The sequence below is a fragment of the Flavobacterium johnsoniae genome, from assembly GCF_030388325.1.
GTDB lineage: Bacteria > Bacteroidota > Bacteroidia > Flavobacteriales > Flavobacteriaceae > Flavobacterium > Flavobacterium johnsoniae_C.
Genome location: NZ_CP103794.1, coordinates 3,051,678 through 3,065,997, shown reverse-complemented (window position 1 = coordinate 3,065,997; position 14,320 = coordinate 3,051,678). Strand labels below are relative to the sequence as shown.

The following is a 14,320-nucleotide window of genomic DNA, read 5'->3' as shown; positions in this document are numbered from 1 at the left end:
TACAATTTTTCAACAAATAATTAACATTAAACATGCCTATAACCGCCAACGATACCAGTAGAAAATCATGGTTAGAAGTGCCAGAAAATAGCGACTTCCCTATTCAGAATATTCCTTTTGGCGTGTTTCTTACCAAAGAAAATGTCGTTACAGTAGGAACGCGAATTGGCGATTATGCTATAGATTTAGGGGCTTTACAACAATTAAACTATTTTGAAGGAATAGATTTAACCGATGATATGTTTATGCAGGATACGCTAAATGATTTTATTTCTGACGGAAAAAAAACATGGCGTCTGGTTCGAAATCGTATCGCTGATATCTTTGACGAAACCAATCCACAGCTAAGAGATTCAACAAAACACCGAGATATTGTTATATTTAAAATCGACGATGTAGAGATGCAATTGCCTGTTTTAATTGGCGATTATACCGATTTTTATTCAAGCAGAGAACATGCCACAAACGTAGGTAAAATGTTCCGTGATCCAGAAAATGCATTATTGCCAAACTGGCTTCACATTCCGGTTGGATATCATGGTAGAAGTTCTACAATTGTACCTTCGGGAATTCCAGTTCACAGACCAATGGGACAAACTTTGCCTGCAGGACATGAAACACCTGTTTTTGGTGCTTCCCGCTTGGTAGATTTTGAATTGGAAACTGCTTTTATTACTACAGATGTAAATGTAATGGGCGAAAACATTTCAACTTATGAAGCTGAAGATTATATTTTCGGAATGGTTTTACTAAATGACTGGAGTGCCCGTGATATGCAAAAATGGGAATATGTGCCTCTTGGACCATTCTTAGCGAAAAACTTTGCGACTTCAATTTCGCCTTGGATTGTTACTATGGATGCTTTAGAACCTTTTAGAACAAAAGGTCCTAAACAAGATCCTTCTCCGCTTCCTTATTTACAGACAAAAGGAAAAAAAGCTTTTGATATTCATTTAGAAGTTTCTCTAAAACCTGAAGATCAGGAAGAAACTGTAATTTCAAAATCTAATTTCAAATATATGTACTGGTCAATGGCACAGCAATTAACACATCATACATCAAACGGATGCCGTGTAAATTCTGGTGACATGATGGGTTCTGGAACAATTTCTGGACCAACTCAAGATAGTTTTGGTTCTATGTTGGAATTAACTTGGGGAGGAAAAAATCCGCTTAAATTAAAGGACGGAAGCGAACGTAAATTTATCGAAGATAACGATACTGTTATTATTCGTGGTTTCTGTGAAAATGCAGAAGTTAGAATTGGTTTCGGAGAAGTTTCTAGCCAATTATTACCTCCTTTTACTAGACAATGAAGAGCAGATAAATTATCTGAAGAGATATAGAAAATATAAAACCTTGGTGAGAGCCAAGGTTTTTTTATGTCTTTTTTTGCCACAGATTAAAGGGATTATAAATGATTTTTCTAACGTTTTTTTTGCTCGGTATTTTTTAATCTCGCAAAGTCGCTAAGTCGCAAAGTTTTTTATCAAAGTTTTTTCAGTTGCCTCCAGTTTTAACTGGAGGGATTTATTTTTTACAACAAAAAAGGCTTTAGCCAAAATACGAATTTTGGCTAAAGCCCTTTATTATGACTTTATTTTACTCCAGTTAAAACTGGAGGCTATTTAATAATTCACAAAACTTTGCGACTTCGCGACTTTGCGAGATTAAATCATAATGCAAAACTTTGAGGAAAAACTTTGTGGGGCTTCGACTTCGCTCAGCCTGACAAAACAATTCAAAAACTTTGCGTCTTTGTACGTTCTTGGCAAAAAGATTAAGCTGGAATCTGTTGGCTTAAACAATGCAAAGTTCCGAATCCCCAAATAAAATCGATACAGCTAATTCCAATTACTTCTCTGTCTGGAAAACATTCTGATAATATATTTAAAGCTACACGATCGTTACTGTCATTAAATGTCGGCACTAAAACGCAATTATTCAAAATTAAGAAATTAGCATAACTAGCGGGCAATCTTAGCTCTTCAAAATCAACTCGTTTTGGCATTGGAAGCGCAACAATTACAGGCGATTTTCCGTTTTCTAATTTTGCTTCTTGAAGACGTTTCAAATTATCCTGTAAAGGTTTGTAATTTGAATCGTTTTTATCTGTTTCTACAATCGTTACAATCGTATCTTCATTTACAAATCGGCATAAATCATCGATATGACCATGCGTATCATCACCTTCAATTCCGTCACCAAGCCAAATTACATTCGTAACTCCAAGATATTCTTTAAAAACCGCTTCGTAATCTTCTTTTGTAAAACCAGCATTACGAACCTGAATTGTTGGATGCATCAAACATTCTTCTGAAGTCAGTAAAGTTCCTTTTCCATTAACATCAATCGCTCCACCTTCAACAATTACTGGTTTTCCTTTGTAAGTAACCTGAGTTAACGGAACATCAATAAAATCAGCAATTTTACCTGGAACAAATTTATCTAACTGATAGTTTTTATATTTTGCCCAACCATTAAAATTAAAGTTTAAAGCTTCTCTTTTCGAACCATTTTTTACAATAATCGGTCCTGAGTCGCGCATCCAGCTTCTGTTGGTTTTATGAATGATGTAGGAAACATTATTAAGGTTTACTCGAGCTCTTTCTAACATATCAGCAACTTTTTCTTTTAGTTTTTCATCGGCTACAACCAAAAAAACAGTTTCAAAAGTGGCTACTTTTTTAATAAATTCTACAAAAGCCCATCGAACAGCCTCATATTTTCCTGGCCAATCATTACCATTATGCGGAAAACATAAAACAATTCCTTGTTGTTTTTCCCATTCTGCTGGAAACCTTCTATTATTTGTTGACATAAATACGTTCTAATTTAGAAAGTGCAAAGATAAGCATTCGTTAGGATTATAAAACATTTGATTGAAATTCATGTGTTATTTCACAGAAAATATCCTGCAAAATTTAAGTTAAAGATTATATAATATATTCTTAATATTTAACCAGAATCGCAGAATTACTTTTGCACTCGAAACTAAAAACTAACACATGAAAAAATTATCGATCTCATTATTAGCTGTACTTTTGATTTTGGCAAGCTGTAATAATGATGAAAACAACAACCAACCAGAAGTAGGTGCAAACGAAAACCCAGGAACTTTTAAAGAAATTGGGTCTATCACAATTGGTGGAGAAGCTGCCGCAGAAATCTCTGCTTATTGCGAAAAAACTAAAAGACTTTTTACAGTAAACAATAGCGGTGTAAACCAAATTGATGTTATTGATATTACTGATCCTACTAAACCAGCCAAAATTGGAAAAATTGATTTAACAACTTACGCAGGCGCTGCAAACAGTGTTTCTGTTTTTGATGGAAAACTAGCTGTGGCTTTAGAATCTACTGCAAATAAACAAGCTAACGGAAAAGTAGTTATTTTCAACACTTCAGATTATAGCTTAATCAAACAAGTTACAGTTGGCGCTTTGCCAGATATGGTTACTTTTTCTCCTGATGGAAAATTTATCATGACTGCTAACGAAGGAGAACCAAATACAGACTATTCGCAAGATCCTAACGGAACAATCTCTATCATCGAAACAAGCTCTTATACTGTTACAACTTTAGATTTTTCTTCTTTTGCAAACCAAGCTGCTGCTTTAGCTAAAGACGGATTTAGAATTTCTAAATTTGCTAAAAGTTTCGCTCAGGATATTGAACCAGAATACATTACAATTTCTGACGATTCAAAAACTGCTTGGGTTACTTTACAAGAAAACAATGGTGTTGCAAAAGTTGATTTGACTTCTAAAACTATCACTGCTATTTATCCTTTAGGTTTAAAAGATTACAATACTGCTGAAAATGCTATTGATGTAAGTGATCTTGACGATAAAATTGCTTTTAATCCTTGGAAAGTTAAAGGATTATTCATGCCAGATGCAATCAGTCATTTTTCTGCTAATAATGTACCTTATTTTGTTACTGCAAACGAAGGTGATGCAAGAGAATACAACGCTTACACAGATATTAAGAGAATGAAAAGCGTAAAACTTGATGCTACGGCTTTCCCTGATGCTAATTTAAAATTAGATGCTAATTTAGGAAGATTAAATCTTGTTACCGATATGGGCGATACTGACGGAGATGGAGATATAGACGAATTAGTAAGTTTTGGAGCAAGATCTTTCTCAATATGGAACGGTAATACTGGAAAAATTGTTTACGACAGTAAAAATGATCTTGATAAAAAAGCTCATGAATTAGGACTTTATGACGATAAAAGAAGTGATGACAAAGGTTCTGAGCCAGAAGCTGTTTATGTAGCAAAAATGGGTTCTCAAAACATTCTTTTTGTTGGTTTGGAAAGAGCTGATGCTTTTGTTACTTATGATGTAACAAATCCTAATTCTCCTCAATATTTACAAACCGTTAAAACAGGCGATGCTCCTGAAGGATTGCTTTTCATTCCAGCTTCAAAAAGCCCAACTAAAAGAAGTTTATTAGTTGTAAGCAGTGAAGGTGACGGAACTGTTAAAATTTATCAGCCAGATTTGAAATAATCATAAAATTATCAAAATTTCGAAAGAGCAAAATATTAATTTTGCTCTTTTTTTTTGCTTTTTATTGACACTTAATTAACTAATTTTCATAATTATAAGCCAAAACATGGAAATTATGTAATTAGGTATACAACACATACTTAAAACGTGTGCTCTACTTTTGTTCATGAGTTTAAAATAAAAACAATTTAATTTTTGATATCATGAAAAAGAAATTAGTATCAGCCTCTTTATTATTACTATCCTTTGCCGCAGGTGCACAAAATATGGCTACCACATCTACAAAACCAAGTGTAGATCAAGAATACAACAAATGGTCTATTGAACTTAATGGCGGTGTTAACAAACCAACGAGAACTATGACTCCTGGTTACGCAACAGAATCTGCCAACTTCTTTCACGGAGATTTAGGTGTAAGATATATGTTTAATCCAAAATTTGGTTTGAAATTAGATGTTGGTTACGATCAATTTAAAGAGAAAAAGAATACTCCAGATTTTGAAAGCCGTTATGTAAGAGCAAGTTTACAAGGAGTTGTAAACGTTGGACGTGCTTTAAACTTTGAAACATGGACAAACACATTTGGTCTTTTGGCTCATGGTGGTTTTGGAGTTGCTCAAATTAGTACAGAAACTGGTTTTGGAGGTCAAGATTACATGGCTCACGGAATTGCTGGTTTAACAGGTCAACTTAGATTAAGCAATAGAGTAGCATTAACTGGAGACTTAACAGGAATTGTAAACGGAAGACAAAACTGGAACTTTGACGGAATGGGCAACACTACAACTGGTTCTTTTGATGGAGTTTTACTTAATGCTTCTGTCGGTTTAACTTTCTACTTAGGAAAACAAACAAAACATGCTGACTGGGTTGGTGAAGAAGACAGAATTGGAGAATTGGAAAAAAGAGTGGACTTAATCGAAACTGGTCTTATCGATTCAGACAAAGATGGAGTTGCTGATTTATACGATTTAGAACCAAATAGTATTGCTGGAGTTGCAGTAAATACAAAAGGGCAATCTATTGATACTAACCAAAATGGTGTTCCAGATGAGTTAGAAAGCTATTTAGATAAAACTTACGAAAAGAAAGGTGCTGGAACAAATACAAACAACACTGTTGAAGAATTAATTAACGGTGGTTATGTAAATGTTTATTTCGACTTTAATTCGTCTAAACCAACAAACGCTTCTTTATCTGGTGTTGATTTCTTAGTTAAATATTTGAAAAACAATCCAGGAAAATCTGCTGACATTATTGGTTACGCTGACGAAATCGGAAATACAAATTACAACACTGAATTGTCTAGAAAAAGAGCTGAAGCTGTGAAAAAAGTAGCTGTAAATGCAGGAATTGATGCTTCTAGGTTGAATGTAATTGCGAACGGAGAAGATACTTCTGTAAACAAAAATTCTAAAGAAGCACGTCAAATCGTGAGAAGAGTTACTTTCCAAGTAAAATAATCTTAGTCTATATATATTTAAAAAGGTGGTTTCAAATATTGAAACCACCTTTTTTGTTATTAAAAAATACGTATAGAGCTTCGGAGAAGCAAAATATTTATAGAAAAGGAAAAATGTTTACAATATAAAGCTCCAGCGGAGCGACACATATTATGTTGTTAAAATGTGTCGCTCCGCTGGAGCTTTTCTCATTTGTATTATTGAAGTTCTATAAATATTTTGCTTCTCCGAAGCTTACAAAAAAAGGCAAAATAATATATTTTGCCTTTTTTATATTTGTAAATAAATTGAATTATTTATCGATTGCTCTTTTTGTAATATCTCCAAAAGCATCAATTCTTCTATCTCTAAAGAATGGCCAGTTTTGACGAACATTTTCTTGAAGATCTAAATCAACCTCAGCAATTAAGATTTCTTCTTTATCGTGTGAAGCTTGCGCTAAAATTTCACCTTGTGGTCCTGCAATAAAAGAAGCTCCCCAGAATTGAATTCCTTCAGTTCCTTCAAGATATTTTTCAAGACCAATTCTGTTTGCAGCAGCAACGAAAACACCATTTGCAACCGCGTGGCCTTTCATAACATTCATCCAAGCGCCATATTGGTTTTCTCCATATTGTTCTTTTTCTTTAGGATGCCATCCGATAGCTGTTGGATAAAATAAAACTTCAGCACCTTTTAAAGCTGTAATACGCGCAGCTTCTGGATACCATTGATCCCAGCAAATTAATGTTCCTACAGTTCCTTTTTTAGTTTCAATTGCTTGAAAACCTAAATCTCCTGGAGTGAAATAGAACTTTTCATAGAAATGCGGATCGTCTGGAATGTGCATTTTACGGTACAAACCTGCTTCTGTACCATCTGTATCAATAATATAAGCACTATTGTGGTAAATTCCAGCCATTCTTTTCTCGAAGAAAGGAACAATAATTACAACGCCTAATTCTTTTGCCAATTCGCTAAAAGCAACAAATGAAGTACTGTACAATGGTTCTGCTAATGCAAAATTATCTACATCTTCACTTTGGCAGAAATAATGACTGCTATATAATTCAGGAAGTAAGATTACCTCTGCTCCTTGACTTGCAGCATCTCTTACCCAGCTGATACATTTTTTAAGATTATTTTCAGCAACATCATTCAGATTTAACTGAATTACTGATATTTTATATTTTCTTTTCGGCATGACATAAAATTTAGAGTGCAAAAATAATACTTTTTAAAGGAATGGCAATAACAGTTCTGCACTTACAGGAACTGATTTTTAATTACGAATTACCTTTTTATTAATTTTTGAATTATCATCTAAAATAAATTGGATGTAATAAACTCCTGTAGACTTATCTGAAAAATCAATTATTTTAGTTTCTTCTGGACGAACATCTTTTTCATAAGAAAGTACATTTCCCGACTGATCAATTACTTTTAAAGCAGCAATTTTTTTATTATCAATAAGTTTAATATTTACTACATCTTTAGTCGGATTTGGAAACAATAAAATATTTTTTTCATAGTTGAAATCATTCACATCTAAATTTGAATTAATAAAAGATAAGGTATTAGAATAGAGAAATGTTCCACCCATATTAGCTTTTAGTCTATAATAATACTTCTGATTAGCGGTTACATTTTGAATGGTTGCGCTAACATTCAGAGTACTTGTTCCATAAACATATGATGGATTTGTTTGAATACTTGAACCAAAATTTTCTGTAGTCCCGTATTCAAACACTAAATTTGTAAGATAGTTGCCTGCAGCATTTATAATACCTTTTAACTCAACTGAGCCATTTTGATTAGAATTTGCAGTTTCAAGAAATAATATTGCTTTTCTAGAGTAATTTAAAATTTCTGTTTTGCTATAAATTACCTTATCTCCATAAATCGCTTTTACTCTGTAAAAATAAGCTTTAGTTTTGTCAAGATTTTTCAATTCTCCACTTACAAAACTATCTCTTTTTCCCAATATTTTATCTGGAGTTCCAGCAATACTTTTATCAAAATTTAGCTCTCCATATTCAAAAACAACATTGGTAATATCTTTCTCATTTGAAATAAGATAAGCATTTAAAACTGCTCCATCAGTAGTTTCATAAGGGAAGTAAATATTTATTTCATATTCTGATTTTGTCTGAAAAGAAATAATATCACTATAAATTTTAGTTCCTTCTTGAAAACCTTTTAATCTAACGTAATAAAGTGTTTTAGGATTTAGATCAGATAATGTTGTTGAAATATCTTCTGATGTATTTCCTTTTACAACAACATTGGTTTTAAAAGTTTTGTAATCTGAAAAATCTTGTTTATTGCTATATTCAATTTCAATTTCAGTAATATCACCTTCTTCCGACAAGATTGATCCAGCCACAAAAACACTAGTAGGATTAATATCTGTAACTGGATTAATTGTAAATTTAAAATTCTTTGCTGTTCTAAAATTAGAAAATTGACTATAAATTTCACTATTATTACGAACTGCTACAATTCTATATTCATAAAATGTATCTGGAATAAGATCCAAAACAGGGACTTTGAAACTTAACGAAGACCCTGGTTTTACATTGTCTGGATCTATTTGTACAGTTTTTATGATAACTTTATTTCTTAAAACTTCTAGTCGAACGTTTGTAATTTCTCCATCATTCGAAATTACATTACCTGGTAAATTTGCAGATCTGTTATGTACATCTACAGCAGGATCGAGATTAAGAAAATAAGGTGCAAAATCTACCTTACTTTTAAAAATTTTCCCATACCCTCCATAGGCATATATACTATCATCATTAAAGGCCACAGCTTTTAGTGATGCTCTATCTTCCAACCCCATTAAAGATTTCCAACTTTTACCCCCATTTTCAGTTTTATAAAAACTTCCTTCTTCATCAAAAATATATCCCACATTTTGAGTATAAAACTTAACAAATGTGTAATATTCATAAGGAATTGTTATTTTCTCCCAAGAGGCACCTCCGTTTATTGTCTTATACATCATAGCATTGTCACCAATTACGTAACCATTATATTGATCCAAAAAATCTATCGATTTTACACCCTGATCTCCTGTAAAAACTACAGACCAATTTTTACCTCCATCAATTGTTTTGTACACTTTCTTATCATATGTATTATGAGCATACCCAATATTTTCATCTAAAAATTGCATTCTGTAAAAATTATAATTAGAAAGGATTGTCCAGGTTTCTCCCCCATCAACACTTTTCATAAAACTACGCTGATTAAATCCTCCACTTATGTAAATTATTTTTTCACTGATCACACTCATAGTATTAATTCCTTCATTAACAACCCATAAATTATCTCCACCTAATTTTTTCCAAGTAACTCCTCCGTCTACAGTTTTATAAATATATCCCAAAGATCCTGTTACCGCATAACCAACATTTTCATTCAAAAATTTAGATGATGTGACGTAGTAATTATAAGTACCATTATCAATTGATCCTGCAAGTTTCCAGCTATTTCCTGAATCAATTGTTTTGTAAAAAGAGTTTCCTACGCGAGCATATCCTAAATCTTTTGTCAAAAATTCTAATTTATTTATATCGTTATGAGTTGGTGAATTTTGACTCCAATTTTTCCCTCCATCTATTGTTTTAACAATTCTACCTGTAGCCCCTGTTGCAAATCCAGTGTTGTGATCTAAAAAATGAATCCCGTATATCTCAGTAGAAGCAATGTAAGCATTCTGAAAACTTGCCCAAGTCCACGTTAATCCGCCATCTATTGTTTTAAAAATTGCACCATGTTCGCCTCCAGCGTAACCTACATTTTCATCTAGAAAAGAAAAAGTATAAAAAGCTGGTAAAGAACCTTTAACGTTTGTCCATGTTTCTCCTCCATCAACTGTTTTATATAGATAACTATGCTCTCTAGATGCAAAACCAATATTTTCATTAATAAAATAAACGGTAAAATAATTAGAAGGAATAACATTATCAGTCGCTGTTTTGTACCATGAGACACCTCCATCTTTTGTTTTAAGAATAGTTCCATTATTACATACTGCATGACCTACTAATGATGTGGTAAAAAATGTCTTATTGACTTTAACATTCGGAATAATCAATTGCTTCCAAGTCAGACCTCCATCTATAGTTTTAACAATAGTATTGTCACTTGAAATAATAACTACATCTTTACTTATAACATTTACTGTATTAAATTTACCAGTAAAGCCTGTAGTTACACTAGTCCACTCTGCACCAGAGTTTTCAGATTTTAAAACGTAACCATTATCGCCTACTATATATCCTATTTCATTAAAAAAACTTAGATCGTTACTTGCATTTATGTTTCTCGTCTTTTTCCAAGAAACACCTCCGTCTAATGTCTCTAATATCTCTGTATTATTTATTACATATCCAATTTTATCGGTTACAAATTGAATATCTAATCCTTTTTTGTAAGATGGTTTTGGATTTAACAATTCCCAATCTTTTTGAGAATAAAGCGAGATTGTAAAAAAAAAGGTGATAAAAAAAAGTGTAATAGAATGTAAAGTTCTTGCCATATCGGGATAAAAAGTTAAAAAATGGTATCTAAATTAATTATTCAATATTAATTATTTTTTTCCAAATTAAAGAATATTTCTTACAAGAAATCCGCTTTATTTATACTTAGTATACTAAGTGTAAATAAAGCGGATTTTTAATTCTACAATGTTAAATCGATATTATTTTTATTCGATTACTACTTTCTGAGTTACGAATTCAGTTTCTGATTTTTTGAATTTAATTTCGAAAGTTCCTTTTGTAGTCGATTTGAATTTATAAACCGTCTTTTTTGGTTCTGGAACTTGTTGCGTGCAAACTCCTTCTTTTGGATATTTCGCCATTACTTGCAAACCTTTTACTTCTCCTATTTTCACTTCTGAGATTTTATCAAATTCTCCGCAAGCATTATCAACAACATAAGTTACATCGTAGCTTAATTCGTCATTTACTTTTCCTGTAGCCGGTCCTTTAATTTCGGTTGCCAAAGCTGCTTTTGATGTTGTAGCTGGCGTTGTTTCGTCGTCATCGTTATTGCATGAAACAAATGCAATTGATAAAAATAATACTACCAAAACCGATTTTAATCTAAAACTTTTCATATAAAATAATAATTAATTGTTAATTACTATGAAGATGTGAGAAGATTGCTTTGGTTGCTTTAGTGAAATGTTAAAAATTTTCATTAAAACATTAAGTATTTGTAAATCAAAAGCTTATTTAGCAAAAAAAGTTTATAAAAATACCGTTATTTCTTATAAAAATAAATATTTCTGGTTTAGCCCCGATAGAAACGACATCCTTTTTCTTGCTCCTTTAGCAGGAAAAAGATATAGTGGATAGCGGAACCAAATGTCCTTTTGAAAACGATTCATTCTGCTTCTAAAACAAAAAAAACACCAGCGTTAACTGATGTTTTTTAAAGTATATTTTGATTATTTATTAAGCTGATTTCTTTTTGAAAATCTTTTTGAAGAGATTTACAAAAAGTAAAACTATAAATCCGAGAACTAAACCAATTGTAAATTCTTTGATAATAGCAGGGATTTTAATTTCTTCTGATAAATGATGAAAATACGGAATATAGTGTACAAAGATTCCTCCAGCAACTAAAAGTAATGCAATTGTACCAACTACAGTTAAACCTTTTATTACCAGCGGAAGCGCTTTTACTAACAAATTTCCAATAAATCTTGAAAGGCTCTTTTCGCTTTTGCTATGTTTTATAAGCTTAAAACCTGCTTCATCCATCCTAACAATAAGTGCCACAATTCCGTAAACTCCGATGGTTGCTACTAGCGCGATTATCGAAGTTACAATTATCTTCTGCATTAGCGGTTCTTCCATTACAGTGCCTAAAGCGATAATTACGATTTCGACTGATAGAATAAAATCTGTAATAATTGCTGATTTTACTTTATCTTTTTCAACTAATAAAATCTGTTCTTCAGTCAAAACTTCATCTGTAATTCCTTCAGATTCTTCGTGATTGTGAGGAAAAATAAATTCGTAGATCTTTTCGGCTCCCTCATATGCTAAAAAAAGTCCTCCCAAAACTAAAATTACTATAATTGCTATCGGAAAAAATGCACTTAATAAAAAGGCGACTGGAAGAATAATAATTTTATTTAATAAAGACCCTTTGCTGATTGCCCATAAAACGGGAAGCTCTCTTGAAGAAGCAAATCCTGAAGCTTTTTCGGCATTTACAGCCAAATCATCGCCTAGAATTCCAGCTGTTTTCTTTGCAGCAACTTTACTCATTACTGCAACATCATCCATAATTGCTGCGATATCATCTAACAAAGCGAAAAAACCTGAACCCATTTTATAAATTTATTTTTAGTGATGCGAATCTAGACATTTTGAATTAATCTTCCCAATAATATTGCATCAAAATTTATCTTTTTATTCGTAATTTTCTGTAATCTGCTTTTAGCTACATTGTCCGAGTAAAACCCAAAGAATAATAAAAACGATAATAGTTCCAAAACAACCTCCACCTAATTTTTTAGCTCCATAACCGGCTAAAAGTCCTCTAAAAATATTGTTCATGATTTTAAATTTTAATTAATAATTTGCTGATTTTTATTTATTTAAAATTGAATATATTTTAGACATGAATTGTTATATAACTTGAATTAAAAGTTTCAGAATTTAGGTATAAAAAAAGCACCAGTAAAAACTAATGCTTTTCTACTTCAAGATAAATTTAATCTGTATTAACAGTAACTCCTCTGCCAATTAAAGTCGCCTTATCTGTAATTCCCTGTCCTGTTGGCGGAGCAGGAGGATTTTGACCATCAAGTCTCACACCTGTATTCGAAGAAAGATTTAAAAGTCTTTTTAAAATTAAGTTCACTTGGGAACTAGAAAGAGCATTTCTAGTAAAATCAAGTGTTATGGATTGATCTGTTACAACTGATAATGCAGGCAATTCAATAGAAGTAAGAAGTTTATTATTACTAAAATATAACCCTTTACTAGAAGTTAAAACAGGAAATGAGATTGATTTTAGAAGCGGATTATTTAAAATACCTGTATCATATGCATGTAATATTTTCAAAGCCGGAAATGTAGCCGAAGTCAATACATCATTATTACCTACATCTAAATCATTATAAACCTCAATAAGGTTACTCAAATTGAAGTTTACTAATTTTAAGTTATTTTGAATTTTTAAATTCACTAGTTTTTTTATTGAACTCAAATCTATTGTTGTCAAATTTGTTGTGCTAGTTACATAGATATTTTCAGTGTAAGGACCAAACTCAGCCATTAATTGTGCTGCCGCCTCTGCATCTGTAACTTCACCAGTGATGATTATACTTGTTTTTCCCTTATTCACACTACTTCCTGCATATAATGCATAAGGCACGCTCAAAAGCTGACTTGTACCACTAATTGTATAATTAGTTCCTCCTGCTGGATCAATTTCTGTTTTAATAAAATGAGAACCTGCCCCCCAATCAATTCCTGAAAATGTACCAGTAACTGGAGTTCCTCCTCCGATTTCCATTGTTGCTAATCCGTTGGCGTTTGTTGTTATAGTTTGAGTTTCTACATAAGAAGCCGTTCCTGTTGCAGAACCAAGCAAAATGCTAGTTTTAATACCAACTGAAGTATTTGCTAGCAATGTTCCGTCTGTTTTACGAATTACCGATTGATAACTCATTTTTTGAGGAGCTTGGGCAAATAAGATTGTAAAAGAACTTAATAATAGTAATACGAGAGTAATTTTTTTCATATATCTGTCTGCAGTTTAGAATTTTATTTTTTAATGATTTTAAAAGTTTTTATAGTTTTTGAATTGCTGTTTACTCTAAGAAAATAAACCCCTTGTGGCAATTCATGCATATTAACTGTTGTTTCCGAAGCTATTATTTTTAAGCTCTTCGACACTATTTTTCCATTGATATCAAATAAATCATATGTTAAATCATCTAATTTATCGTTACTAATACTCAAGTTTAAAACATCAACAGTTGGATTTGGATAAGCAACCATGGTAAGATTGATTTCCTTAAATTCATCAGTCCCTAATGTTGCAATTTCATAAGGTTGCTGAATACCTTCTTGTGCAGAACCACCACTTCCCTTCAATTGCAAATCGGCAATTTGACCAATGGAATAACTTGATGTTCCACCTATACCACTGCCTTTTCCGCCTGTAGCAACAATGTTTTGTTGCGAATAGGTTTTTCCCATAAAGAAAAAAGTAGACAGTAATAAAATTAAAAATGTCCTTTGGTTTCTTTTCATATAAATGATTTAATAGTTTCGAATCAAATATATACTATTTCTTATAGATACAAAGATTAAAAAAACG

Annotated in this window: 10 protein-coding genes; 3 read left to right on the top strand and 7 right to left on the bottom strand. The window is 32.0% G+C overall.

The annotated features are described in order from the left end of the window. The first annotated feature begins 32 nt into the window (after positions 1 to 32). On the top strand, positions 33 to 1,316 hold the full coding sequence (gene fahA / locus NYQ10_RS13340; protein WP_289876813.1) for a fumarylacetoacetase: 1,284 nt from the start codon (positions 33 to 35) through the stop codon (positions 1,314 to 1,316). A 464-nt stretch (positions 1,317 to 1,780) separates the two neighbouring features. Here fahA and NYQ10_RS13335 read toward each other — a convergent pair whose 3' ends face one another. After that, positions 1,781 to 2,821, bottom strand: a complete 1,041-nt coding sequence (locus tag NYQ10_RS13335) for an agmatine deiminase family protein (protein ID WP_289876812.1) — start codon at positions 2,819 to 2,821, stop codon at positions 1,781 to 1,783. A gap of 187 nt (positions 2,822 to 3,008) precedes the next feature. Here NYQ10_RS13335 and NYQ10_RS13330 point away from each other — a divergent pair, with 187 nt between their 5' ends. After that, positions 3,009 to 4,520: a choice-of-anchor I family protein gene (locus tag NYQ10_RS13330; protein WP_289876811.1), complete on the top strand. Its 1,512-nt coding sequence runs from the start codon at positions 3,009 to 3,011 to the stop codon at positions 4,518 to 4,520. A gap of 203 nt (positions 4,521 to 4,723) precedes the next feature. Beyond that, on the top strand, positions 4,724 to 5,983 hold the full coding sequence (locus tag NYQ10_RS13325; RefSeq protein ID WP_289876810.1) for an OmpA family protein: 1,260 nt from the start codon (positions 4,724 to 4,726) through the stop codon (positions 5,981 to 5,983). Between the two features lie 292 nt (positions 5,984 to 6,275). Here the strand turns inward: NYQ10_RS13325 and NYQ10_RS13320 are convergent, their stop codons facing one another. The 6 genes from NYQ10_RS13320 to NYQ10_RS13295 form a co-directional block, all read right to left on the bottom strand. Further along, positions 6,276 to 7,166 (bottom strand): carbon-nitrogen hydrolase, encoded by an 891-nt coding sequence (locus NYQ10_RS13320; RefSeq protein WP_179003408.1) that lies wholly within the window; start codon positions 7,164 to 7,166, stop codon positions 6,276 to 6,278. 78 nt (positions 7,167 to 7,244) lie between these two features. Further along, positions 7,245 to 10,511: a YCF48-related protein gene (locus tag NYQ10_RS13315; protein WP_289876809.1), complete on the bottom strand. Its 3,267-nt coding sequence runs from the start codon at positions 10,509 to 10,511 to the stop codon at positions 7,245 to 7,247. A 168-nt stretch (positions 10,512 to 10,679) separates the two neighbouring features. After that, a complete protein-coding gene (locus NYQ10_RS13310; RefSeq protein ID WP_289876808.1) occupies positions 10,680 to 11,093 on the bottom strand; it encodes a hypothetical protein in 414 nt (137 codons plus the stop codon). Between the two features lie 340 nt (positions 11,094 to 11,433). Next, complete coding sequence (locus NYQ10_RS13305; protein WP_289876807.1) at positions 11,434 to 12,318, bottom strand: DUF808 domain-containing protein; 885 nt, start codon at positions 12,316 to 12,318, stop codon at positions 11,434 to 11,436. 385 nt (positions 12,319 to 12,703) lie between these two features. After that, positions 12,704 to 13,738: a hypothetical protein gene (locus NYQ10_RS13300; protein ID WP_289876806.1), complete on the bottom strand. Its 1,035-nt coding sequence runs from the start codon at positions 13,736 to 13,738 to the stop codon at positions 12,704 to 12,706. A 23-nt stretch (positions 13,739 to 13,761) separates the two neighbouring features. After that, entirely contained in the window at positions 13,762 to 14,253 is a 492-nt protein-coding gene (locus NYQ10_RS13295) for a T9SS type A sorting domain-containing protein (protein WP_289876805.1), read from the bottom strand. Positions 14,254 to 14,320: the final 67 nt, after the last annotated feature.